Source organism: Domibacillus antri (assembly GCF_001936625.1).
In the GTDB taxonomy this organism is placed as follows: Bacteria; Bacillota; Bacilli; order Bacillales; family Domibacillaceae; genus Domibacillus; species Domibacillus antri.
The window spans coordinates 37,161-60,454 of the sequence record NZ_MSDU01000020.1 but is presented as its reverse complement, the minus strand read 5'-3'; the positions used below and the strand labels follow the sequence as shown (position 1 = coordinate 60,454).

Genomic DNA, 23,294 nt, shown 5'->3' with positions numbered 1-23,294 from the left:
AAACAGCGCCGCTGAGAAATGAGTGATGAGTATGTATCTTTTTATCGTCAATCCAACTTCCGGGAATGGAAGAGCCCATTCTTTATGGACGAAGGTGGAACAGCAGCTGCAAAAGAAACGAATACCGTATGACGTGCTTGTTGGCGGTTCAGAGGCTTCAGCACGGGAATTTGTACGGCAGAAAATGCAGGAAGAAAAGGTGAGGGCCGTGACTGTTATTGGCGGTGACGGAACGGTTAATGGCATTTTACAGGACGTTATTCATGGTGACACAGCTCTGGCTGTTTTACCTGCTGGTTCAGGAAACGACATTGCCCGCATTTTTGGTCTGACCAATCATCCAGGTCAATTTGTAAAGAAACTGCTATCCGGTGAAACAAAAGCGGTCGATGTATTAAAAATCAATACGAGCTATGGTTTAACCGTTGCCGGAGCAGGGCTTGACGCTGATATTGCGCAGCGTGTAAACCGGGCATTTTATAAAAAGTGGCTGAACAAAATAGGAGCCGGCACATTTACGTATGTGATCGGAACCGTTTTATCTGCGTTGTTATTTAAACCTTTTAAATGTACAATCACCATTGACGGGGACCGGTACGTAGCAGATACAACATGGCTTCTTGCATGCGGCAATACATCATCATATGGCGGAGGACTCGTTATTTGCCCGTACGCACATCCAGTGGACGGCGTGATGGATGTAACTATGCTTCATACGGTGAAACGGGGGAGGGTGTTGTTTCAGCTGTTTCCCATGTTAATGCGCGGAGAACCGATAATCACGCACGGGGTAACGTACAAAAAAGGGAAAAAGGTCACAGTAGATACAAACAGACCGATTTCCGTCATGGTCGATGGAGAACCGATCGGTACAACGCCCGTAGAAATAACTGTTCATGAAAAAGCACTTCAGCTTATTTTAACCAAATAAAAAAGACGCATTCAAAATGAAGCGTCTTTTTTATTTTACGACCTGGAATACAATTTGACGGTTCATGACCGGTTTCAGCTTAAAAAGAACGTGAGTCGTCACTTCTTTTTTCATGATGGCTGAAACGGCCGGGGTGAGGGCCAATGTCTGGATGAATAATAATGCGCGGCGTTCGATATAGCGGATAATCTGATCTTCATAAAACAATTCGCGTTTAGCGATTTTTTCCTCAATTTCTTTTGTAAGCTGCACAGCAAATTGTGTGACAGAATATTCGACTCCTCCGTAGAATTCAGCTACTGTCATAGCTCATTCACTCCTTCCTCCATTTCCTATTTGTCAATACTTCTATTTGTATCTTAACATAAAATTTACAAAAGGTTAATATTAAATTGATATTTCTTTACAATTCTTTTTATTTATATGCCATAAACGTATTTTCATGCATAAAAAAACACATTAAGTGAATTTATCCCACTAAAATACCATGTACACTTAAATAGAGACACTTGATCCTTTTTTTGACGTGTAGATTCATCTCAATGGGCACTGAATTTTCCGGAAATGGATCATTGTATTTTCATCTCTTCTGCGTTTCCTTTCTTAAGGATGAGCATGTTGCCCTTTCAGGCGGCGGCCGAATAAAAAGGTTGTCATCATTGTCATTTTCCTGTACATTTAACAAATAAGACAAATTAAAAAACTTATCAAGAGAAGCGGAGGGACTGGCCCGATGATGCTTCAGCAACCGGCCATGCGGCAAAGGTGCTAAATCCAGCGGACCGACACCGTCCGGGAGATGAGAAGAAGTGTAAAAACAAGCCTTCTTCCATGAAGGCTTGTTTTTTTTATTGAAAAGGAGCGATAGGGATGACAAATATTGAAACGAAATTAGCACAGATCGGCAATCGGACAAAGAACCCAACAGGAACCATCAACCCGCCGGTTTATTTTTCTACTGCATACCGCCACGAAGGTATCGGCATGTCAACAGGCTATGATTATGTGCGGACAGGTAACCCGACAAGGGAAGTCGTGGAAAAAGCGATAGCGGATCTTGAAGGGGCAGATGCCGGTTTTGCTTTTTCATCCGGCATGGCGGCTATTCATACGCTGCTTTCCTTGTTTGAGCCGGGCGATGAATTTCTCGTTTCCGCCGATTTGTACGGCGGCACGTATCGCTTGTTTGAAAAAGGCTGGAAAAAATTCGGGCTCGATTTTACATACGACAGTTTTGAGAATCTTGAAGAAACAAAAAAACGTGTATCCGATAAAACGAAAGCGATTTTTTTAGAAACACCGACAAATCCGTTAATGAAAGAAACAGATATTGCTTCTGTGGCAGCTTTTGCGAAAGAACACCATTTGATCTTGATCGTTGATAATACGTTCTATACACCGGTTTTGCAGCGCCCGATTGAACAAGGAGCCGATATCGTTCTTCACAGCGCAACAAAATACTTGGGCGGCCATAACGATGTGCTGGCGGGTCTTATTGCCGTAAAAGGGGAAGAATTGTCTGCGAAAGTTTTTGAATTCCAAAATGCGATTGGCGCCGTATTGTCACCGTTTGATTCCTGGCTGCTTGCCCGCGGCATGAAAACATTGAGTCTTCGTATGAAGCAGCATACGGAAAACGGTCAAAAAATCGCTGCGTTTTTAGAAACACATGACGATATTTTAGATGTGCTGTATCCGGGGCAGGGCGGCATGCTCTCATTCCGGTTAAAGTCGGAAAACTGGGTCAATCCATTTTTGCAAAATATGAAATTAATTTCATTTGCGGAAAGCCTTGGCGGTGTGGAAAGCTTTATTACGTATCCGGCAACGCAGACGCATATGGATATCCCGGAAGATGTGCGGATTGCAAACGGTGTCTGTAACAGGCTTTTGCGTTTCTCCATCGGCATTGAGCACGCAGACGATCTAATAGCCGATTTAACACAGGCATTTGAAAAAATGAAAGGATGATTGGATGAGCGGCTATACATTTCAAACAAAATTGCTCCACAATGAACATAAGTTTGACCCGAATACAGGGGCGGTCAGTGTACCCATTCAGCACGCGTCAACGTTTCATCAGTCTGATTTTGACTCTTTCGGCCAGTACGACTACAGCCGTTCAGGAAATCCGACACGGGAAACGCTTGAAGCGGCCATCGCGGAGCTTGAAGGCGGCGTCCGCGGATTTGCTTTTGCATCCGGAATGGCTGCGATTTCAACCGCGTTTCTTTTATTATCAAAAGGGGATCATGTTGTCGTAACAGAAGATGTATACGGCGGCACGTTCAGAATGGTAACAGCCGTATTGACACGCTTTGGCATTGAGCATACATTCGTTGATATGACGGACCTGAATGCGGTCGCAAAGGCGATTCAGCCTAATACGAAAGTGATTTATATGGAAACACCATCGAACCCGCTTTTAAAAGTGACGGACATCGAGGGCATTGTGAAGCTGGCAAGAGCGAATGATTGCCTGACATGCCTTGATAATACATTTTTGACGCCATTTTTACAGCGTCCAATCGAGCTCGGTGTCGATCTTGTCCTGCATAGCGCAACAAAGTTTCTATCCGGCCACAGTGACGTGTTAGCGGGTCTTGCGGTGGCGAAGGATGAAGAGCTGGCAGCCCGGCTTTATGCGCTTCAAAACTCATTTGGCGCTGTATTGGGTGTTCAGGATTGCTGGCTTGTCCTGCGGGGGCTGAAAACATTATCCGTCCGCATGGAGCAGTCTCAAAAAGGGGCAGCGGAAATCGCGCATTATTTAGCATCTCACCCGAAAGTAAAAAACGTGTACTATCCGGGGCTGGCATCACACCCTGGCCAGGCTATCCATTTCCGTCAGGCATCAGGCGGCGGCGCTGTATTATCCTTTGAGCTTGAAAGTGAAGACGCGGTGCGGCAGTTTAGTGCAAACGTCTATATTCCAGTTTTTGCTGTCAGCCTTGGCGCTGTTGAGTCGATTTTATCGTACCCGCCGAAAATGTCACACGCGGCAATGCCGGCAGAAGAGCGGAATAAACGCGGGATTACGGATGGATTACTTCGCCTATCTGTCGGTCTTGAATCACCGGATGATTTAATCCGTGATTTTGAGCAGGCTTTTCAGCAATTAACGCAATGAAAAAACGTCATCCCGAACACGGGATGACGTTTTTTTAACGTTATGCATGTCGCATTTTTTTAAGGATAAAGCTGACAATAGCAACAAGAATAACGGCACCGATTAATGCTGGAATAATGGCCATACCACCGATTTCCGGACCCATATCGCCAAGAAGCGCGCCGCCAATCCATGCACCGATAATACCTGCGATGATGTTGCCGATAATACCGCCTGGAATATCTTTACCTAGAATAAGTCCTGCCAGCCAGCCGATGACCCCGCCGACAATTAAGAAAATAAGAAAGCCCATGATGTTTTTCCTCCTAAAATTCATAATTTGTAATTCCTTGTTGGTTTATGTATTCCCGATCCAGCCGATATAAAACCAAAAAAGCCAATAAAAAATTTATTCGAAATATTTCGGTAATTTAGCGAACAAAGAAAGCGGCCGGCTGGCCGCTTTTCTAATATTTCCGGATGGAAAATTCGCATTCTCCTTCAAGCGCTTTAATGAGCGGGCAGAGGCCGCTCGCTTCGTCAATTACACGCTGGTCGAGCAATTCGTTAAATCGTCCCCCGTAAAATTTTACATGGAGAAGAACGTAAAGTTTATGACCGCCGCGCTCCGGATCCTTCATCACATCGACCTGGGCTGCAACATCGGCAAATGCTTCTTCCGCGTGGTCATCAATTCCGGCTGCCTGCTGTACGGCACTTTGATAACAAGCTGCAATGGATGCCCCGAACAATTCAAGATAATTAGTGCGCAGCTGTTCTTTGCCGCCTAAAATAGCCGGTGTTGTAAGGTCCAGCTGAAGCGGTCCTTCTTCTGTATAGACGCTGCCTTCACGTCCGCCTTTCGCATTGACGGTGACACTATAGACAGGTTCCATGATCAATCGCTCCTTCATTGTTTAAGTTTTGCTTTTCCTATTATTCCCCTGAACAGAAGCGGTCAAACAACTTAAATGAACATTCCAGCGATTGATGCGCTGAGAAGAGAAGCAAGAGCGCCGGCGAGAACGGATTTTAAACCGAGCCGGGCAATGTCATTCCGTCGATTTGGTGCTAAATTACCGAGTCCGCCCAGCAAAATAGCCAGTGATGAAATGTTCGCAAATCCGCATAAGGCAAAACTCAAAATAGCGACCGTTTTATCGGAAATATTAGGTATTTCCGGTGCGAAACTGGAATAAGCCACAAATTCATTGATCACCAGTTTCTGCCCAATGTAGTTTCCGGCCTGAATCGCTTCTTCCCAAGGTACGCCGATCGCAAATGCGAGCGGTGCAAACAGGAAGCCAAGAATGAGTTCGAGCGATAAGTTGTCCATTTGAAAGAGGCTTCCTATAAAGCCCAGCAATCCGTTTAACAGTGCGACAATGGCAATAAACGCCAAAAGCATTGCCCCGATATTGAGCGCCAGCTGCAACCCGACGGCTGCTCCTTTTGCGGCGGCATCAATCACGTTTGCCGCGTCCGCATCCGACTCCATTTTAAATTCTTCCGGCTCCGGTTCGTTTGTCGTTTCCGGAACAAATAATTTCGCCATGACAAGGCCGGCCGGTGCCGCCATAAAGCTTGCGGCAAGCAAGTATTCAAGCGGTACACCAAGAAGGGAGTAACCGACAAGAACAGATCCGGCTACTGAGGCCAGGCCGCCGGTCATAACAGCAAATAGTTCTGATTCCGTCATCCGATTAAGGTACGGCTTAATAACGAGTGGCGCTTCTGTCTGTCCGACAAAAATGTTTGCGGCCGCGGACATGGATTCCGCTTTACGCGTGGCGAGCAGCTTTGAGAGCATGCCCCCGATGATTTTAATAAAAAACTGCATAATTTTTAAATAATACAGCACCGAAATGAGCGCTGAGAAAAAAATGACGACCGGCAGTACATTTAAGGCGAACACAAAGGTAATATTTGCTTCCTCTGTGTACAATCCGCCGAATAAAAAATTAATTCCTTCATTGGCATATCCAATAATGGCATTGACAACTTCCGTTAATTTTATCAGCATTTTTTGGCCAAAGTCCCACTTTAACACAATAAAGGCGAAAGTGAGCTGAAAGGCAAGTCCGCCCAGCACTGTCCGCCAATTAATACGCTTTCTATCAGTTGAAAAAAGAAATCCGATACTGAGAACGACAGCAATGCCGATAAGTCCCCATATATAAGTCATCTTCATCACCCCGTCAATTTTATTTACACATAGGCATCTGTCTAGTTTATAATTAAGTCCGTCGGCTGCACAACTGTTTGAAAATAGACGTAAAATTAAAAAAACACTTACTATATATGTTATCTGAATCGACAGAATCTAAACGTGTAGGAATAGAAAGGAAGAAAGAGAATGACATCATTTAAAGAAGAGGTATTATCAAGACGAACATTCGCGATCATTTCCCATCCGGATGCCGGGAAAACGACGATGACTGAAAAATTGCTTTTATTCGGAGGCGCCATTCGTGATGCGGGAACGGTAAAAGGAAAGAAAACGGGGAAATTTGCAACATCGGATTGGATGGAAATTGAAAAGCAGCGTGGGATTTCCGTCACGTCTTCCGTTATGCAGTTTGCTTACAACGGCTTTAACGTTAATATTCTAGATACGCCGGGGCATCAGGACTTCAGTGAAGATACATACCGGACGCTTATGGCGGTGGATAGTGCAGTCATGATTGTCGATGCGGCAAAAGGGATCGAAGCACAGACGCTGAAACTATTTAAAGTGTGCCGTATGCGAGGGATTCCGATTTTTACTTTTATCAACAAGCTTGACCGTCAGGGAAAAACACCGCTGGAGCTGCTTGAAGAACTGGAAGACGTGCTTGGGATTCAATCCTATCCAATGAATTGGCCGATCGGTATGGGGAAAGAATTTTTTGGTATTTATGATCGATACAATAAACGGGTGGAACAGTTCCGGACAGAAGAAGGAGACCGTTTTTTACCGCTGGATGAAGAGGGTCATATTGCAGTGGATCACCCGATTAAACAGTCGTCTTTATATACGGAAGCAATGGAGGATATCCTGCTGCTTGAAGAAGCGGGCAATGACTTTTCACGTAAAAAAATCGATTCCGGTGAATTATCTCCTGTCTTTTTTGGAAGTGCATTAACGAATTTCGGTGTGCAGACATTTTTGGAAACGTATTTGCAATTTGCGCCGGCCCCGCAGCCGCGCACCTCAGATGCCGGTGAAATCGATCCGCTTAATGAACAATTTTCCGGCTTTATTTTCAAAATTCAGGCCAATATGAATCCGGCTCACCGTGACCGCATCGCGTTCCTGCGAATTTGTTCCGGTAAATTTGAACGGGGGATGGCGGTAACGCTTGCCCGGACAGGAAAAACGACAAAAGTGTCGCAGTCGACGCAATTTCTCGCGGATGACCGGAGTACGGTCAATGAAGCGGTGAGCGGTGATATTATCGGCTTATATGACACAGGCAACTATCAAATCGGCGATACGCTCACCGGCGGAAAACCGGTCTTTCAATATGAAAAACTGCCGCAGTTTACACCGGAGTTATTTGTCAAAGTTTCCGCGAAAAACGTTATGAAGCAAAAAAGTTTTCATAAAGGGATCGAGCAGCTCGTTCAGGAAGGCGCGATTCAATTGTACAAAACTGTCCGTACGGAAGAATATATTCTCGGGGCGGTCGGCCAGCTTCAGTTTGAAGTATTTGAGCACCGGATGATGGGTGAATACAATTCAGAAGTGCGGATGGAGCCGATCGGATCAAAAATAGCACGCTGGATTGAAAATGAGGAGGATATTAAAGATTCCATGTCCTCATCAAGAAGCACACTCGTCCGCGATCGTGCCGGCAAGCTTGTCTTTTTATTTGAGAATGACTTTGCGCTGCGCTGGTTCCAGGATAAACACGAAAACATCCGGCTTTACAATTTAATGGGCTAAACGTACTATTAAAGTGATGGAACGCTTACAAAGGCGGGTGTTGAATACGTGAAATATGAATGTGCGCACTGTGGGATTCCATTGCGTTTTTATGAGCCGGGCCGTCTTTTCTTGAAAAAAGATGGAGATGCGGCATGGTCCATGTTTGATTATGAGCATGTGGAAGAAGCGGATAAATGGTTAAAATCGTCCGATGCAAAGATGGCGGGGATCGGCAAAAAAGGAGCTGTCCTTCCTGAAAAGGCGGCTTCATTTGAAGAAATGGTTTATTTATTTGAACAGAAAGAAGCTGTTGAGTTAATTGAATCAGGTGAGTTGATCAGTTATCTGCAGCCGATCGTTGATTTGCGGGATGACAGCATTTATGGATATGAATCACTGCTGCGGACACCGGCAAATGACAAACAAATTTCCCCGGGTGTTTTATTTAGTACAGCGGCAAAAACGGGCCTTCACTCAAAGCTTGACCAGCGGGCCCGTGAAGCGGCTATTAGAGCACGGAAAGATCAGATTGCCGGAAATGTGAAAAGTTTTATTAACTTTTTGCCATCAACGATTTATAACCCTGAATTTTGTCTCCGGCATACTTTTCAAGTGGTGGAAAAATACGATATCGATCCGTCAAATCTGGTGTTTGAAGTAGTCGAAACGGAAAAAATTATCGATGTTCTCCACTTGAAAAAGGTGCTTGCCGTCTATCAGCGGGAAGGAATGAAAGTGGCGCTTGATGATGTCGGGGCTGGCTTTTCAACGCTCGATATGCTGAGCAGTCTGCGTCCGGATTATGTGAAACTTGACCGCTCTTACATATCTTACTGTGATCAAAACCAAGAAAATCAAACTTTTTTAAACGAAGCACTGCGCATTGCGGATTCACTCGGGATTACGCTGCTGGCTGAAGGCATCGAGCGGCAGGAAGAGCTTGATTATTGCCATGCATCCGGCATCCCGCTTGCGCAAGGGTATTTAATCGGCAAGCCTGCAGCGGAAGCCGCTATACCTGAAGGATTCAGCCTCTCTTAATAGAGAGGTTTTTTTGTGATCAGGTGCGTTCTTATTTGTTTTTTGAATGAGTCATTCTGTATAGTTAAAGAGCGGCAGTAAGGAAACCTCAGAGGGGGAAAGAAGTTGAAGATAAGTAAGTTTTCCATTGACCGGCCGGTATTTACGACGGTGGTTATGTTTTTAGTGATCATACTGGGAATTGTGTCGTTGATGCGCATCCCATTAAAGTTAATTCCGGATTTAAATCCGCCGATCGCTGTTGTTGTGACGACATATGAAGGAGCGGGCCCGGAAGAAGTGTCGGAAAAAATAACGAAGCCGCTGGAGGCCAATTTATCGACGCTGCCGGGAATTGATAATATCACGTCTACATCTCAGGAAGGCTCCAATTTTATTTTGCTTGAATTTTCATGGAGCACAAGGATTGATGATGTTCAAAATGATGTGCTGCAGCGGATCGGCCAGACGCCAATGCCGGAAGGAGCAGGCGAACCGCAGTTTTTTAAATTTGATCCTTCGCAGTTTCCGATCATTCAGCTGTCCCTGCAGTCAGAAGGCGAAAACGTCAATGTGGAGCAACTGTCAAAACAGCTTACGCAGGAATTGGCATCTGTAGAAGGTGTAGCAAATATTAGTGTTACGGGTATTACCGCTGTTGAAGTGGTTGTTGAGCTTCAAGAAGATAAAATGGAAGAGTACGGACTGACGCAGTCAGATATTGTCCAGTTAATTCAAGCAAACAATATTTCTTTGCCGGGCAGTACGGTGGAATCAGAGGGAAAGACGCTCACGACACGCGTTTTGAGCCAGCTCACTTCAATTGAGGACATTAGTGACTTGACGATTACGGTCAATCCGCTTACGGGAGATGAGGTAAGAATTAGTGAGGTCGCATCTGTTGAAATGAAGCCGCTTAATGAAAATACCATAACGCGCGCAGATGAAAAACCGGCAGTCCTGCTCAGTATTTTACAGGAATCTGATGCAAATACAGCCAATGTATCAGAGCAGTTTCAAGAAAAAATGAATGAGGCATTATCGAAAAATCAATATGAAGGCGTGAAAGCAGACATTTTATTTGATCAGGGAGATTATATACGCCTCGCAATCGGCAATATCGCGAATTCTCTTATTGTCGGCGGCGCACTTGCCATGGCGGTTCTTTTCTTCTTTTTGAAAAACATTAAAAGTACGCTGATTATCGGTGTAGCCATTCCATATTCCGTTATCATGACATTCGTGCTTATGTTTTTTGCTGGATTTGACTTGAATATTATGACGCTCGGAGCATTGGCGCTTGGAATCGGGATGCTGGTTGATAATGCGATTGTCGTCATCGAAAATATTTACCGGCATTTGTCGATGGGAAAACAACCAAAACGGGCCTCCTATGACGGAACAAAAGAAGTTGGTCTCGCGATTACGGCATCGACTATCACGACCGTTGTGGTTTTTTTGCCTGTCATCTTTATCTCCGGTATTCTTGGTCAAATATTTAAAGAGTTCGCATTGACTATTGCATTCAGTATGTTTGCATCACTTTTTGTTGCCTTGACTGTTATTCCAATGATGGCAAGCCACTGGCTCAAAGCCGTTCCAACCGATGTAGAGGCAAAACGTCAGAATTCACGCAGTTTACTGACTCTTGAAAAAGCGGTTAGGTGGTCACTCGGACATCGGATTATCGTGTTGTCGACTGCGTTTCTTTTACTGGTTGTTGGAATATTTGGTTTGACGAAAGTCGGCACACAATTTTTGCCGCCAACGGATGAAGGGTTTGTCAGCATTGAAATTGAAACGGAGAATGGGACTTCCCTGGAAGAGACAAACCGTGTTGTACAGGCTGTTGAAGATGTGTTTGCAGATGAACAAGATACAGAAGTGTATGTCAGTTTAATTGGTTCTACGCAGGAAGATTCGTTTCGTGGAATAGGAGAAGCAAATAAAGCAGAAATGTATGTGAAAATGACGGAGGAACGTGACCGCTCTATTTTTGAATTTGTTGATGATGTCAAGCCGAAAGCGGAAAAAGCGGCCCTCGAAGTAAATGAAACAGCGGAAGTGACATTCAACCTTCAATCCGCTTCTGGAACAGAGCCGCAGACACTCACATTCAGTGTGCGTGACGCAGATAACCAGCGACTCAATGAAGCCGTCGCAGAAATTGAGAATTCAATATCAACAATTGACAATGTAACCGAAGTATCGACTGATCTTGATGAAACGGTGAAAGAAATACAAATGACTGTTAATCGAGATGCAAGTTTGCAAGCGGGAATGGCACCTGCTCAAGTAGCGAAAATTGTAACCGATGCCACTCGCGGTGTTTTTTCAACGCAGATCCTTGATGGAAATACATCAGAGGTGAAAACAGTATATGTAAAGTATGATGAAGATGTAGTGAAAAATATTGAACAACTTCGTGCTATGCGTGTTAAAACACCAGCGGGCAACTTTACGACGCTTGAGGAACTCGCTGATATTGTCATACAGGATGGACCGGTCAAAGTTCGCAGAATCAGTGGCCAGGATGCTGTTCAGTTTAGGCTCACTTTTTCAGCAAACTCGAATCTGGGCGAAATATCGTCTGAAGTGGATGATAAAATAGCTGGCCTTAATCTGTCTGATGAAACAGAAATTTCCTATAGTGGAGAACAGGAGCTCCTTGATAATTCAAAAGGAGATATGATTCTGGCCATGGTACTGGCGATCGTGCTCGTTTATATCGTCATGGCAGCTCAATATGAGTCATTCATCTATCCGTTTGTCATCATGTTTACAGTGCCGCTCGCGATTATTGGTGTAACGATTTCGCTCATTGTGTCAAATTTACCGCTCAGTATACCGGCAATCATCGGCATATTGATTCTGATTGGTATTGTGGTAACGAATGCAATCCTCATGGTTGACTCTATTTTGCTGAGAAAACGTGCAGGCTACGTTGGGATGGAAGCCATTGTCCAATCCGTAAAAGATCGTGTGCGTCCAATTTTAATGACGGCTTTGACCGCAATTTTAGGGCTGGTACCGCTTGCTTCCGGTATAGGTGATGGAACCGAAATCAATCAGCCAATGAGTGTTGTTGTCATAGGCGGCCTTTTTTCGAGCACATTTTTGACACTTTTTGTCATTCCGGTTGTGTTCAGTTTCTTTGATCGACAAACGAGGAAAAAACAGTTTACAGAGGAAAAATAAACGGTTATAATGAAAAGGTAGAAAAACTGAATTTTCTTTTGACGTCAGTCGAAGGGGAGTAGCGTTAGGTGTAAACCTAAAACAAAGTCGTCAATTCATGGATCATTATCCATCGGCTTTGTTGGCATGAAGACGAGACATGCTCAGCGAGACCTTTGCCTATTTTTAGGCGAAGGTCTCGCTTTTTTTGTTTTTTCATGTACGTTTAGTGTCTGCGTAAACAGGTATACTATTACCGGAAGGAGAGAAAAAGTATGGATACGGCATTATTACTCGAATACGCCTGGGTGCTTGGCGTCCTTATTATTCTTGAGGGAATTTTAGCCGCTGATAACGCGGTTGTAATGGCGGTTATGGTTAAACATTTACCGAAAGATCAGCAGAAAAAAGCATTATTTTATGGATTATTAGGAGCGTTTGTTTTCCGTGTGCTTGCCTTGTTCCTCATTTCATTTCTCGTTAAAGTTTGGCAGGTTCAGGCGATTGGTGCCCTTTACTTATTCTTTATCTGCTTTAGCCACTTATATAAGAAATGGAAGGAAAAAGAGGAAAGTATTGAAGGACATGGGATTGAAGAACCGAAAAAAGGCTCTTCTTTCTGGATGACGGTCTTGAAAGTGGAGATTGCTGATATCGCCTTTGCGATCGACTCTATGCTTGCAGCGGTTGCACTGGCAGTCACGCTTCCGGAAACAGGATGGGGCCACATTGGCGGAATCGACTCAGGGCAGTTCCTTGTCATGTTCTTAGGCGGCTTCGTCGGCGTCGTCATTATGCGTTTTGCGGCGACATGGTTTGTCCGATTGCTGCAAAAATACCCGACACTTGAAACAGCCGCTTTCCTTATCGTCGGATGGGTAGGGGTTAAACTCGCTGTCTTTACACTGTCACATCCTTCGCTTGCCATACTTGATCAGCATTTCCCGGAATCGAAACCGTGGAAGATTGTATTCTGGGGTGTGCTGGTTGCCATTGCTGCGGGTGGCTACTTAGTTGCCCGGGCGAAAGGACCTCAGGACGAAATAAATCAACCGGGTGTTTAATAAGAAAAGCTCCGAACGTCACAGTTCGGAGCTTTTTTTTGGTTACGCTTTTTCTTGCAGCAATGGTACAAGTTCTTCTTTTAAGAAAAATAATGACGAACCATTTCCGGCCGGGTCAAACCAGGCAATGAGATAACCGTCTGAAGCAGCCCATTTCCCATCTTCTTTCATCATTTTCACCGGTTCAACCATGGTGTGCTTATATAATTCTTTTTCGTGAAGTCCGAGCGCGGCAAAATCGGCGCCGGCAATAGACGGATTTTCAATCAGCGCCCGGTAAACAGCTGACCGTGCCGTTTTGTCGAGACGATCGTCCCACCACGGCTTACGCGGACGGTAGCGCTGACTGTTTAAATAATCGAATTTCATAATACTTTCAATAAAATAATATTGGCCGGGATAGGTATCATTCAAAAAAGCGGCCAGGCGTTTAAATAAATCTTCGAGCTGATGCCCGATCCGTCCCCAGCCCTGCGCTTCCCAGTACGCGCCGAAGTCCTGGAAAAAGTCAAACGGCGTGCTGACTAAATGTTCCACAATGTATTCTATGGTTTCGTCCGTCCGGTGATCGTTCCAATATTTCTCCAGCACATCTTCCGTCTGCTTAATGCGGATGACGTCATCAAATGGCAAGACCCGGTTTGACAGCATTTCATATGGCGACTGGTCCATATATTCGTAGCCGTATTTCTCTGCGCTTAGACGAAGACCTGTGCCGCGCAGCAGTTTCAAGAAACCAAGCTGCAATTCTTCAGGACGAAGCGCAAAAACATCGTTAAACGTATTGCGGAATGAATCGTAGTTTTCTTCCGGCAATCCGGCGATTAAATCGAGATGCTGATCAATTTTCCCTCCGTTTTTCACCATCGTGACGGTTCGGACGAGCTTTTCCCAATTTTGTTTTCGCATGACCAGTTCATTAACATCATCATTTGTGGACTGGACGCCGATTTCAAAACGAAACAGCCCGGCCGGCGCGTTTTCATTTAAAAAGTCGATGACCTCCGGGCGCATAATATCACCGGTAATTTCAAATTGAAAGACGGTGCCTGGTACATGTTCATCAATAAGAAATTGAAACATTTCCATTGCGTAGCTGCGGCTGATGTTAAAGGTACGGTCCACAAATTTAATTATTTTCGCCCCGTTTTTCATCAAAAAGCGAATGTCATCTTTTACTTTTTCCCGGTCAAAATAACGGACGCCGGTTTCGATGGAGGAAAGACAAAATTGGCAGCGGAACGGACAGCCTCGGCTCGTTTCAATATAGGTAATCCGTTTTGAAAGAAACGGAAGGTCCTCTTCGAAATGAAATGGAGACGGGAGCTGTCTTAAATCAATTTTATTGGTCTGTGGGTGAATATGGTGCTTTCCATCCTGTTTATAGCCGATCCCGGCCACTTTTGAAAAATCCCGGCTGCCCGACAATTCATCAAGGAGGGTGCGGAATGTTTCTTCCCCTTCTCCGATGACGATAAAGTCTACATTATCTAATCGGTCAAGCCAGTAAGGAACATCGTACGTGACTTCCGGACCGCCAAATACAATGGTACAGTCGGGAAGTACTTTTTTGATCATGTCCGCGACACGAATGGTTTCTTCAATGTTCCAAATATAACAGCTGAAGCCAATGACATCCGGTTTTTTACTGTACAAGTCCGTGACGATATTCATCGCGGGATCTTTAATTATATATTCCGCAATATTAATATTGTAGGCATCTTCACAATAAGCTTTTAAATACCGGATGGCCAGGTTTGTATGAATATATTTAGCATTTAATGTACAAACAGTAATATTCAAGATTTTCATTCTCCTTTTTTCATTAGAAAGCCGGGCCGCTTTTGTTCAAGAAATGGACGGAACAAAGAGGCGGTCAGCGGTGATGAGAGCAGCAATGTCAGTCCTGCTGCAGTGAAAAATAACACGAACAGTGACGGCGGCAGCTCGAGCGTGTCCACCCGTCTCGATGATTGGACAAAAAAGCCATGCAGCAAGTATACATAAAGTGTATTTTGCCCCCATGCTGTGAAGAAAAATCGTTTTTGTGTCACCATGGATAAAATAAACGCGATCATGATGATATTTAACAGGTAAACGAGTGAACGCCATCCAATGCCGGGCAATGGGTCTGCTTCCAGAGCAGCGTATGATTGCGATCCGAACAGCCATTCAATTGGAAAGCCCGTGTTTTTATAAAAAGTCAGAAACAGGCTGAGGGCGGCAATAGAAAGCCCTGCACGCGCACGTACAGTGAAAAGCGGAGCGAACCAGTCCTTTTTTGCGTAGTAGCCGATTAAAAAGAATGGGAAAAAGACAAATGTACGACCGATACTAAGGATATTCAGCGGTTCATTTACCATGCCGATTGACAATCCTGCAATGAGCGCAATGAAAATAGCAGCAGCCGGTTTCAGCCATTTCACAGTGACGAGCAGCAGCACATGCCAAAAAAATAAGCTGAGCAGAAACCAGAGTGACCATTCTGGAATCAGCAGGCTGACCGACAGTGCTTCTTCATGTCCAATCCAGTAATAAAAAATGGAATAGATGATCTGGAAAAGAACAAGCGGCATCAGGAGCTTGCCGGCCACTTTCTTCAAATAGCCGGGCCGCATAATGCCTTTCGCAAAGAACCCGGATATAAGGATAAACGCCGGCATATGAAACAAATAAATGGTCATGTACAGGGCGTAAATAAGCGGATTTTCCGTCACATATGGACGCAGTAAATGACCGAATACGACAAAGAAAATGAGTATAAACCGGACATTATCAAAATAGTAATCACGTTTTTTCATAAGAAATCACCTGTATGGTAGGATAAACATATGACATCATTATACACGACAGAGAGAGGGATCACGATGAAATTTATGAAAATAGACAGCCTGATTGGCCCGCTGTCGATTATCCGGAATGAAAAGGGCATTTGTTCAATCGAATTTTGTCACGTGGCCGAATCAGCGGAATTTGAACATGATGCACAGGATGCACTGTTGAAACAGGCAGCAGAACAGCTTTTGCAATATTTCAAACGCGAACGTCAGTCATTTGATTTGCCTCTCGATTTGAAAGGGACATCTTTTCAAGAAGCGGTGTGGCAGGCCTTAGCTTCCATTCCTTTTGGCGAGACGAGAAGCTACCAGGATATTGCGATCGTATGCGGCAGTCCGAAAGCGGTAAGGGCAGTCGGCCAAGCCAATAAACGAAACCCGATGCCAATCCTTATTCCGTGCCATAGGGTGATCGGCAAAAATAAATCAATGACCGGCTATGCCGGACAAGAAATCGATAAAAAAGTACGCCTTCTTCAACTTGAAGGCGTACTGTAAGACCACTTAATCGGAAATGATATATGAACGCGTGTACCGGAGCCGAAATCACTGTCGATCCAGATCGTGCCGCCAAATGATTCGACAATGCGGCGGCAGACGACGAGGCCGAGACCGGTGCCGTGCTCTTTTGATGTGTAGAAGGGTTTAAATAACTGCTCCTTTTCTTCCGGTCTAATGCCACGGCCGGTATCGGATACCGTTAACAGGCAGCGCTGCGCATCCTGAATGACTGTCAATGTCAGCTGCCCTCCGCCGGGCATCGCTTCAAATGCATTTTTAGCTAAGTTTAAAATAACTTGTTTCATTTGATCTGCGTTTACCTCAACCGGCAATTCCGTTTCCGGCAGGGCCATTCTGTATTCAACCGAATGTAGATTGGCCTCCGAGTATATAAGAGGATTGACATCAAAAATAATATCACGAATATCCACAATAACCGGTTTTTGGGCAGTAGGTTTCCCTAAAATAAGGAACTCGCTGACAATTTGATTGATGCGGGCAATTTCCTTGTCAATGACAGAAAAATAGAGACGGTCCGTTTCATCGTCGTATTTCTCTGCAAGCAGCTGTACGAGACCTTTAATCCCTGTCAGCGGATTGCGTATTTCATGGGCGGTGCTGGCCGCAAGTGTCCCGATCAATTCAAGTTTTTGTGCTTCCTGCTGCATATAGTCAAGCCGTGTCTGCCGTTTTAGCATCGCATACTTTACAAGTAAAAAGACGACATGCAAAATAATAAATGCAATGACGGTGAACAATAGTATAAAAGGTGCGGATGTGCGGATCAGCGTATCCTGTTCATGAACAGACACAAACCAAGATACTTGCATAAGCGGTGTGCGGACAGACAGGTGATGTTCATTTTTTTCATCGAAACGCTGGTGATTAACGGTGAAAATCGGAATGCCGCTCACATTTTCAAACGAAATGGATTCATCCGGTGTTAAAAGGGCCATAATATTTGTCATATAGTCCAGACGGATATGGGCGACGAGAATCGATAACACTTGATCGTCCGAAATGACCGGTGTAGCGATGGCGACGACAGGCTGATTGTTGGCTAGAGTTTCCGCTTCATTTGCTACAGCCGTTGCTTTCGTCACCAGCGCTTCTTTTATATAAGGTTTATCGCGCAAATTGTACTGTTTCAATAAGTCATTCGTGCCGCTGATCACATTTGCCTGGGCATCAAGAAGATAAATACCGCCGTAACGCGGATCTTTTTCCGCTGTTTTTTCCAGCAGTTTATTCAGCTTGATCAGGTTATCCGGTTCTTCTTCAACACTTACTTCCAAAATGTCGAGACTTACTTTCGTTTCGCTGATAAATTGATCCATCTGAGTGCGGTGTATATTTGCTGTCCACTCAAGATGATCTTTGCGTTCATTCGCTGCCTGTTCCGTTAGCAGCTGGTAAAAGATAAAGGTGAAAATAAGAGCCGGAATGATCACAATTCCTATATAAATCAGCCGTTCATTACGTTTCATAGTTAGTTTACCTTTAATTTTTTTCATGAAAATAGTATAGCAGAATTTCGCTCATTTCTCTTGAAAAGATGAAATTAACCATCAAACCCTTTTAAATTATGTGAAAAATGTGTAACGTATAAAGGTAAGATATGATTAGACAGGCAGGGGATTCTAAATGGAAGACAGCAAGAAATCATTAAAATTATTTATCGTGCTTTCGCGAGCCTATAAAGTGGTAAACGAGCGGGTGAATGGCTACATTCAAAAAACAGGTCTCAATCCGACCGAGTTTGCAGTATTGGAGCTGCTTTATCATAAAGGTCCGCAGCCGCTGCAGCAAATCGGCGGGAAAATATTGCTTGCCAGCGGAAGCATTACATATGTCGTGGATAAATTAGAAAAGAAACAGCTGCTCAAGCGGGTGGCCTGTCCGGAAGACCGGCGTATTACGCATGCGGAGATTACACCGGATGGCATTGAATTGATTGAACGTGTTTTTCCGGAGCACGAACAAAATATTCATGATTTGATCCGTGTCTTATCTGAAGAAGAGATTGATGAGGCAACCAATATTTTACGAAAACTCGGGTTATCCGTGAAAGATTTATCTTAAAGCCTTTTTGCTCATCACGCTCCGGTATGGTAAAATGACGGCGGCAGGAATGAAAGGGGCTTTATTACGAATGACATTCATGAAAGACTGGCGGTTCATAGTCGGCATTGCGGCTGCACACGTCCTATTATTTGTGACATTTTCTGACCAGGACATTTTCTGGTATATTTACACAGCCGCCAATTTATTTTTTATTAGCATATCCATTATTAGTGAACCAATTGATGATCAACAAAAAACGAACAGCTTTATGGTGTACGGCATTACATCTGGCTTGATTCTTTATGCGTTATTTGCAGCCGCTTTTTGGCTGCTGAGTTTGATGCCGCTTTCTGTAACAACCCATGTTTCGGCCATTTATGCGCTGTTCAGTCCGGAATTTATCTGGCATTATATCGTTCTTGTCCTCGTTTTGATCCCGGGAGAAGAATTATTCTGGCGCGGTTTTATACAAAAACGTTTAGGTCAATATATGAATGAGTGGTTGGCTGTTTTGATCGCAGCCGCGTTATATGCCTCTGTATTTGTTTATTCCGGCCAATGGATTTGGATGATGGCCGCTTTTTGTGCGGGCCTCTTTTGGGGAGTGCTGTATGTATGGAAAAAAAGCATCCCGATGCTGATCATTTCTCATCTTATTTTTGACTTGCTGCTTATTATCTTTTTACCGCTTGGATGAAGTGTCTATCAATAGACGCTTCTTTTTTTGAGCAAAAAGCTTGAAAGTCAAAAAAGGTCAAAGTATACTGTTAATAGTCAAAGATAGTCAAAGTCAAAAACGATAAAAGGGGATGACAGGGATGAAGTGTCAAAAATGCAAGCAGCATGAAGCAAATGTGCAAATGAGTGTCCGTGTCAATGGACAAACAAACCAATATTTTTTATGTCATAACTGTTATCAAAAAGAAAAACAAGCTATTGGAGGAATGGACATGCATTTTCAATCGTTCGGATTTCCTTTTGATGAGTTTATGAAAGGGCTGAACATGCCGCAGCAAGGCCAAGACAATGGCATGAGCCGGCCTCAAAAAACATCCGGAAATCAAGGAGGCGGAGGCGGACTGCTTGATGAGTTTGGACGCAATCTTTCAGGAATGGCGCGCGCCGGTTTAATTGATCCGGTTATTGGCCGTGATCAAGAAGTGGCCCGCGTGATTGAAATTTTAAATAGAAGAAATAAAAATAATCCGGTGTTAATCGGTGAACCGGGTGTCGGGAAGACGGCGATTGCGGAAGGGCTGGCGCTCTATATAGCAGAAGGCCGTGTGCCGGCAAAATTAAAATCTAAAGAAGTGTATCTGCTCGACGTTGCGTCGCTTGTATCCGGGACAGGCATACGCGGTCAATTTGAAGAACGGATGAAGCAATTGATCGCAGAACTGCAGAAGAAAAAAAATGTACTGTTATTTATTGATGAAATTCACCAGCTTGTCGGCGCAGGTTCAGCAGAAGGCTCCATGGATGCAGGGAATATTTTAAAACCCGCGCTTGCAAGAGGCGAACTGCAGTTAATCGGAGCAACAACGCTGAAGGAATACCGTCAAATTGAAAAGGATGCGGCACTTGAACGTCGTTTTCAGCCGGTGCAGGTGGCAGAACCAAATGTAGAAGAAACGGTTCGTATTTTAAAAGGGCTTCAAAAACATTATGAAGATTTTCATCGTGTTTCTTATACAGAAGAGGCCATTCAAGCATGTGCAGCTCTTTCCCATCGCTACATTCAAGACCGTTTTTTGCCTGACAAAGCCATTGATCTTCTGGATGAAGCAGGTTCAAAATTGAATTTGACGATTGATGAAGCAGATACAGAGATGATTCAAGAGCAGCTTGCCTCCATTGCGAAGAAAAAGGATGAGGCTCTTAAGCGGGAAGCATATGAAGAAGCTGCGGCACTCCGCGATGAAGAAGCAATGCTTGAAAAGAAGCTGGCAAATGGCGGACAGCCGGCAGAATCCCTTATTGTAACAGTTGAGGATATTCAAACACTAATCGAAAATAAAACGGGAATTCCAGTCGGGAAATTACAGCAGGGTGAGCAAGAAAAGATGAAAAACCTGGAAGAGAATCTGGCGGGGAAAGTCATTGGACAGTACGCGGCCGTGAAAAAAGTGGCGAAAGCCGTACGACGCAGCCGTGCCGGATTGAAGGCGAAAAACCGCCCAATTGGTTCATTCTTGTTTGTTGGGCCAACCGGGGTCGGAAAAACAGAACTGACAAAAACACTTGCGGAAGAGTTGTTTGGCTCTAAAGATTCACTTATCCGTTTGGATATGAGTGAATTTATGGAAAAACACAGTGTGTCGAAGTTAATCGGTTCACCGCCGGGTTATGTCGGATTTGAAGAGGCGGGACAGCTGACAGAGAAAGTGCGCCGCAATCCTTACAGCATTATTTTGCTCGATGAAATCGAAAAAGCGCATCCGGATGTCCAGCATATGTTCCTGCAAATTATGGAAGATGGAAGACTGACAGACAGCCAAGGACGGACGGTCAGCTTTAAAGAATCCGTCATCATTATGACAAGTAATGCCGGCGTTGGCAGAAAAAATGTGACGGTCGGCTTTGAAAAGGAACATTCAGGAGGGACAGCATCGGTTCTTGAATCCCTTTCAGACTACTTTAAACCTGAATTTTTAAACCGGTTTGACTCTATTATTGAATTTAATGCTCTCGAAAAAAATGATTTGAAGAAAATTGTTGAGTTAATGATCGATGAATTGAATGAGATGCTCCGGGAGCAAAATGTAACGATTGATGTGTCCAGTGAAGTAAAAGAGAAACTGGCAGAACTCGGTTATAATCCTCAATTCGGAGCAAGACCGCTGCGCCGTGTTATTCAGGAGCAAATTGAAGACAGCATTGCCGACTTTATTCTGGATCATCCGGAAACAACTGATTTAAAAGCGGTACTTCAGGAAGACAGCATTCTCATTGTTTCAGCATAATATATAGAAAAGAGCGGATTCGAGAATCCGCTCTTTTTTTCATGCGTGCACGATGATATAATTTTTATGGTTGACGACTGTTTTTTCTTCCAGTTCGAGCTCAGTGAAATCTTCCATAATCGTTAAATCAACGATTACAGAGTTTTCATTCACTTTTTCGACAATCCCGCGAAGACCGTCTTTAAATTCGATAATGTTGCCGACTTCTGCTTTTGTCATCTATTTCGCTCCTTTTCGACAATTGACGATACCATTTTCCCTTCTTTTCTTTTATAATAAAGATAGACGGCGAAAAGGTATTTATGTAGAGTTTGCCTTATTTTTTGGAAATAGTAAAGGATTTTACACTTCGTTGTTACAATTTTTTGACTATTTTTATGAGGGGGGTGAATGCATGACGTTTGAACAAGCCGAAGAGTATATGAATGCACTTAGAAATAAAGAGTCCAATCTTATCCGTATTCAAAAAGAAGACTTTTTGATTTTCCGTCATGAATTAATGAAACAGCCGGATTTCAAGCATTTCCGGGGAATCGCCCGTCACGGTGGACATGTTGACTATGAATATATGGAAACACCCCGCAGTTAAAGGAGTGAAAGCTGTTGTTTAATGAAAAAACGGTCATTGTTACTGGTGGTGCGAATGGGATCGGGAAAGCGGCTGCCGCGGCATTTGCACGTGAAGGCGCCTATACGGTCATTTTGGATGTGAACGATGAAGCTGGCCGCCTTGCAGTGGAGGAATGGAACAGTACCGGCTGGAAAACCGCTTTTTACCGTGTTGACGCTGGAAATGAAGAAGACATAAAAAACGTCTTTCAGAAAATCGTTGAGCAGCGCGGGCAAATTGATATTTTAATCAATAATGCGGGGATCTCTTTTTTTTGGTCCATCTGGGACATAAAAAAGAAGGACTGGGACGAAATAATGACCACTAATGCGGCAAGCGTCTTTTTCTGTTCCCGGGAAGCGTCAAGGTATATGCCATCAGGTTCGGCCATCGTCAATATGTGCTCGACACGGCAAAGTATGTCCGAACCGAACACAGAGCTGTATGCGGCGTCAAAAGGGGCTATTTTTTCTTTAACACATTCGCTTGCTCTGACGCTTGGTGAAAAAGGCATTCGTGTAAACAGCATCAGCCCGGGCTGGATTGAAACAGGGGATAGGAGCGCACTGCGTCCGGAAGATCATCGTCAGCATCCAGCTGGCCGGGTTGGAAAGCCGGAAGATGTAGCGAAAGCGTGTTTATACCTCGCTGATCCGGATAATACGTTTATAACTGGTGAAAATATCGTCATTGATGGCGGTATGACAAGAAAAATGATTTATCTTCCTTGATTTCGCTGCTTTTTCAACTGCTCTTTCGTATACGTTTTTAATGCGGAAATAATTTGTTCCTTTAACGCATCACTGCCGTCGCTCTGAATGCCGTATTCAAAGGAAGCGCCAGCATTGCGCTTTCGGATCATTTGACCGGTAAAATGGATAAGAGTTCCTGACAGTTGAAAAGAAAAGATGAGAATGTAATCATCCCGCAATTCAATATTTGTTTTGGAAGCGGCTTTCATTCCATTTGGACTTAGATCCAGAATATACGCTTGAAACGACTGTACTTTTTCTTTAAAGCCGTTTGCCTGTTTATACACATTGCAAACAGCTGGAATCGATTCCTCAAAGGCGTAACGAAATGCTTCCTGTCTTTTAAAATACATGAT

Annotated in this window: 22 protein-coding genes and 2 riboswitches; of the genes, 13 read left to right on the top strand and 9 right to left on the bottom strand. The window is 44.1% G+C overall.

What is annotated here, in order from left to right; all coding sequences use genetic code 11:
• Positions 1-25: 25 nt before the first annotated feature.
• Positions 26-931 (top strand): diacylglycerol/lipid kinase family protein, encoded by a 906-nt coding sequence (locus tag BTO30_RS10065; RefSeq protein ID WP_083632366.1) that lies wholly within the window; start codon positions 26-28, stop codon positions 929-931.
• 30 nt (positions 932-961) lie between these two features.
• Here the strand turns inward: BTO30_RS10065 and BTO30_RS10060 are convergent, their stop codons facing one another.
• A complete protein-coding gene (locus BTO30_RS10060) occupies positions 962-1,237 on the bottom strand; it encodes a hypothetical protein (RefSeq protein ID WP_075398594.1) in 276 nt (91 codons plus the stop codon).
• Between the two features lie 395 nt (positions 1,238-1,632).
• Positions 1,633-1,737, top strand: a riboswitch (SAM riboswitch).
• A 64-nt stretch (positions 1,738-1,801) separates the two neighbouring features.
• Here BTO30_RS10060 and BTO30_RS10055 point away from each other — a divergent pair.
• Complete coding sequence (locus tag BTO30_RS10055) at positions 1,802-2,902, top strand: methionine biosynthesis PLP-dependent protein (RefSeq protein ID WP_075398593.1); 1,101 nt, start codon at positions 1,802-1,804, stop codon at positions 2,900-2,902.
• A 4-nt stretch (positions 2,903-2,906) separates the two neighbouring features.
• A complete protein-coding gene (gene metC / locus BTO30_RS10050; protein ID WP_075398592.1) occupies positions 2,907-4,061 on the top strand; it encodes a cystathionine beta-lyase in 1,155 nt (384 codons plus the stop codon).
• A gap of 40 nt (positions 4,062-4,101) precedes the next feature.
• Here the strand turns inward: metC and BTO30_RS10045 are convergent, their stop codons facing one another.
• From BTO30_RS10045 to BTO30_RS10035, 3 genes are all read right to left on the bottom strand, one after another.
• Positions 4,102-4,353, bottom strand: coding sequence for a GlsB/YeaQ/YmgE family stress response membrane protein (locus BTO30_RS10045; protein ID WP_075398591.1), 252 nt, complete (start codon positions 4,351-4,353; stop codon positions 4,102-4,104).
• Positions 4,354-4,507: 154 nt separating this feature from the next.
• On the bottom strand, positions 4,508-4,936 hold the full coding sequence (locus BTO30_RS10040) for an OsmC family protein (RefSeq protein ID WP_075398590.1): 429 nt from the start codon (positions 4,934-4,936) through the stop codon (positions 4,508-4,510).
• Between the two features lie 71 nt (positions 4,937-5,007).
• Entirely contained in the window at positions 5,008-6,225 is a 1,218-nt protein-coding gene (locus BTO30_RS10035; RefSeq protein WP_075398589.1) for a NupC/NupG family nucleoside CNT transporter, read from the bottom strand.
• Between the two features lie 171 nt (positions 6,226-6,396).
• On the opposite strand from BTO30_RS10035, the gene BTO30_RS10030 reads away from it, so the two are divergent.
• The 4 genes from BTO30_RS10030 (at position 6,397) to BTO30_RS10015 (ending at position 13,211) form a co-directional block, all read left to right on the top strand.
• A complete protein-coding gene (locus BTO30_RS10030) occupies positions 6,397-7,968 on the top strand; it encodes a peptide chain release factor 3 (RefSeq protein ID WP_075398588.1) in 1,572 nt (523 codons plus the stop codon).
• Positions 7,969-8,016: 48 nt separating this feature from the next.
• Positions 8,017-8,991, top strand: a complete 975-nt coding sequence (locus tag BTO30_RS10025; protein WP_075398587.1) for an EAL domain-containing protein — start codon at positions 8,017-8,019, stop codon at positions 8,989-8,991.
• Positions 8,992-9,096: 105 nt separating this feature from the next.
• Positions 9,097-12,168: an efflux RND transporter permease subunit gene (locus tag BTO30_RS10020; protein WP_075398586.1), complete on the top strand. Its 3,072-nt coding sequence runs from the start codon at positions 9,097-9,099 to the stop codon at positions 12,166-12,168.
• 41 nt (positions 12,169-12,209) lie between these two features.
• Positions 12,210-12,382: riboswitch (yybP-ykoY riboswitch) on the top strand.
• Between the two features lie 40 nt (positions 12,383-12,422).
• Positions 12,423-13,211 carry a TerC family protein gene (locus tag BTO30_RS10015; RefSeq protein WP_075398585.1) on the top strand — a complete coding sequence of 263 codons (789 nt, stop codon included), beginning with the start codon at positions 12,423-12,425 and terminating at the stop codon, positions 13,209-13,211.
• Positions 13,212-13,253: 42 nt separating this feature from the next.
• Here BTO30_RS10015 and BTO30_RS10010 read toward each other — a convergent pair whose 3' ends face one another.
• Both BTO30_RS10010 and BTO30_RS10005 read right to left on the bottom strand, forming a co-directional pair.
• Positions 13,254-15,014: a B12-binding domain-containing radical SAM protein gene (locus BTO30_RS10010; protein WP_075398609.1), complete on the bottom strand. Its 1,761-nt coding sequence runs from the start codon at positions 15,012-15,014 to the stop codon at positions 13,254-13,256.
• Positions 15,015-15,019: 5 nt separating this feature from the next.
• Positions 15,020-16,012: an acyltransferase family protein gene (locus BTO30_RS10005; protein WP_075398584.1), complete on the bottom strand. Its 993-nt coding sequence runs from the start codon at positions 16,010-16,012 to the stop codon at positions 15,020-15,022.
• Positions 16,013-16,078: 66 nt separating this feature from the next.
• Here BTO30_RS10005 and BTO30_RS10000 point away from each other — a divergent pair, with 66 nt between their 5' ends.
• A complete protein-coding gene (locus BTO30_RS10000; RefSeq protein WP_083632365.1) occupies positions 16,079-16,546 on the top strand; it encodes a methylated-DNA--[protein]-cysteine S-methyltransferase in 468 nt (155 codons plus the stop codon).
• On the opposite strand, the gene BTO30_RS09995 is transcribed toward BTO30_RS10000, so the two are convergent.
• Positions 16,525-18,036, bottom strand: coding sequence for an ATP-binding protein (locus BTO30_RS09995; RefSeq protein ID WP_075398607.1), 1,512 nt, complete (start codon positions 18,034-18,036; stop codon positions 16,525-16,527). The genes BTO30_RS10000 and BTO30_RS09995 overlap by 22 nt on opposite strands.
• Before the next feature lie 157 nt (positions 18,037-18,193).
• Here BTO30_RS09995 and BTO30_RS09990 point away from each other — a divergent pair, with 157 nt between their 5' ends.
• The 3 genes from BTO30_RS09990 (at position 18,194) to BTO30_RS09980 (ending at position 21,576) form a co-directional block, all read left to right on the top strand.
• Entirely contained in the window at positions 18,194-18,631 is a 438-nt protein-coding gene (locus BTO30_RS09990; protein WP_075398583.1) for a MarR family winged helix-turn-helix transcriptional regulator, read from the top strand.
• Positions 18,632-18,701: 70 nt separating this feature from the next.
• Entirely contained in the window at positions 18,702-19,310 is a 609-nt protein-coding gene (locus BTO30_RS09985) for a CPBP family intramembrane glutamic endopeptidase (RefSeq protein WP_075398582.1), read from the top strand.
• A gap of 121 nt (positions 19,311-19,431) precedes the next feature.
• A complete protein-coding gene (locus BTO30_RS09980; protein ID WP_075398581.1) occupies positions 19,432-21,576 on the top strand; it encodes an ATP-dependent Clp protease ATP-binding subunit in 2,145 nt (714 codons plus the stop codon).
• Positions 21,577-21,615: 39 nt separating this feature from the next.
• On the opposite strand, the gene BTO30_RS09975 is transcribed toward BTO30_RS09980, so the two are convergent.
• On the bottom strand, positions 21,616-21,795 hold the full coding sequence (locus tag BTO30_RS09975; protein ID WP_075398580.1) for a YkvS family protein: 180 nt from the start codon (positions 21,793-21,795) through the stop codon (positions 21,616-21,618).
• Between the two features lie 175 nt (positions 21,796-21,970).
• Between BTO30_RS09975 and BTO30_RS09970 the strand changes: the two genes are divergently transcribed.
• Complete coding sequence (locus BTO30_RS09970; RefSeq protein WP_075398579.1) at positions 21,971-22,165, top strand: hypothetical protein; 195 nt, start codon at positions 21,971-21,973, stop codon at positions 22,163-22,165.
• 11 nt (positions 22,166-22,176) lie between these two features.
• A complete protein-coding gene (locus tag BTO30_RS09965; RefSeq protein ID WP_075398578.1) occupies positions 22,177-22,917 on the top strand; it encodes an SDR family oxidoreductase in 741 nt (246 codons plus the stop codon).
• Here the strand turns inward: BTO30_RS09965 and BTO30_RS09960 are convergent.
• Positions 22,905-23,291 carry a PilZ domain-containing protein gene (locus BTO30_RS09960; RefSeq protein ID WP_075398577.1) on the bottom strand — a complete coding sequence of 129 codons (387 nt, stop codon included), beginning with the start codon at positions 23,289-23,291 and terminating at the stop codon, positions 22,905-22,907. The two genes, BTO30_RS09965 and BTO30_RS09960, sit on opposite strands and share 13 nt — an antisense overlap.
• Positions 23,292-23,294 lie beyond the last annotated feature (3 nt).

What these genes read in the sequence shown, in the direction of transcription:
- BTO30_RS10065 (WP_083632366.1), top strand. Translation starts at nt 26, where the DNA reads ATGAGTATGTATCTTTTTATCGTCAATCCAACTTCCGGGAATGGAAGA.
- BTO30_RS10060 (WP_075398594.1), bottom strand. Translation starts at nt 1,237, where the DNA reads ATGACAGTAGCTGAATTCTACGGAGGAGTCGAATATTCTGTCACACAA.
- BTO30_RS10055 (WP_075398593.1), top strand. Translation starts at nt 1,802, where the DNA reads ATGACAAATATTGAAACGAAATTAGCACAGATCGGCAATCGGACAAAG.
- metC (WP_075398592.1), top strand. Translation starts at nt 2,907, where the DNA reads ATGAGCGGCTATACATTTCAAACAAAATTGCTCCACAATGAACATAAG.
- BTO30_RS10045 (WP_075398591.1), bottom strand. Translation starts at nt 4,353, where the DNA reads ATGGGCTTTCTTATTTTCTTAATTGTCGGCGGGGTCATCGGCTGGCTG.
- BTO30_RS10040 (WP_075398590.1), bottom strand. Translation starts at nt 4,936, where the DNA reads ATGGAACCTGTCTATAGTGTCACCGTCAATGCGAAAGGCGGACGTGAA.
- BTO30_RS10035 (WP_075398589.1), bottom strand. Translation starts at nt 6,225, where the DNA reads ATGACTTATATATGGGGACTTATCGGCATTGCTGTCGTTCTCAGTATC.
- BTO30_RS10030 (WP_075398588.1), top strand. Translation starts at nt 6,397, where the DNA reads ATGACATCATTTAAAGAAGAGGTATTATCAAGACGAACATTCGCGATC.
- BTO30_RS10015 (WP_075398585.1), top strand. Translation starts at nt 12,423, where the DNA reads ATGGATACGGCATTATTACTCGAATACGCCTGGGTGCTTGGCGTCCTT.
- BTO30_RS10005 (WP_075398584.1), bottom strand. Translation starts at nt 16,012, where the DNA reads ATGAAAAAACGTGATTACTATTTTGATAATGTCCGGTTTATACTCATT.
- BTO30_RS10000 (WP_083632365.1), top strand. Translation starts at nt 16,079, where the DNA reads ATGAAATTTATGAAAATAGACAGCCTGATTGGCCCGCTGTCGATTATC.
- BTO30_RS09995 (WP_075398607.1), bottom strand. Translation starts at nt 18,036, where the DNA reads ATGAAACGTAATGAACGGCTGATTTATATAGGAATTGTGATCATTCCG.
- BTO30_RS09990 (WP_075398583.1), top strand. Translation starts at nt 18,194, where the DNA reads ATGGAAGACAGCAAGAAATCATTAAAATTATTTATCGTGCTTTCGCGA.
- BTO30_RS09985 (WP_075398582.1), top strand. Translation starts at nt 18,702, where the DNA reads ATGACATTCATGAAAGACTGGCGGTTCATAGTCGGCATTGCGGCTGCA.
- BTO30_RS09980 (WP_075398581.1), top strand. Translation starts at nt 19,432, where the DNA reads ATGAAGTGTCAAAAATGCAAGCAGCATGAAGCAAATGTGCAAATGAGT.
- BTO30_RS09975 (WP_075398580.1), bottom strand. Translation starts at nt 21,795, where the DNA reads ATGACAAAAGCAGAAGTCGGCAACATTATCGAATTTAAAGACGGTCTT.
- BTO30_RS09970 (WP_075398579.1), top strand. Translation starts at nt 21,971, where the DNA reads ATGACGTTTGAACAAGCCGAAGAGTATATGAATGCACTTAGAAATAAA.
- BTO30_RS09960 (WP_075398577.1), bottom strand. Translation starts at nt 23,291, where the DNA reads ATGTATTTTAAAAGACAGGAAGCATTTCGTTACGCCTTTGAGGAATCG.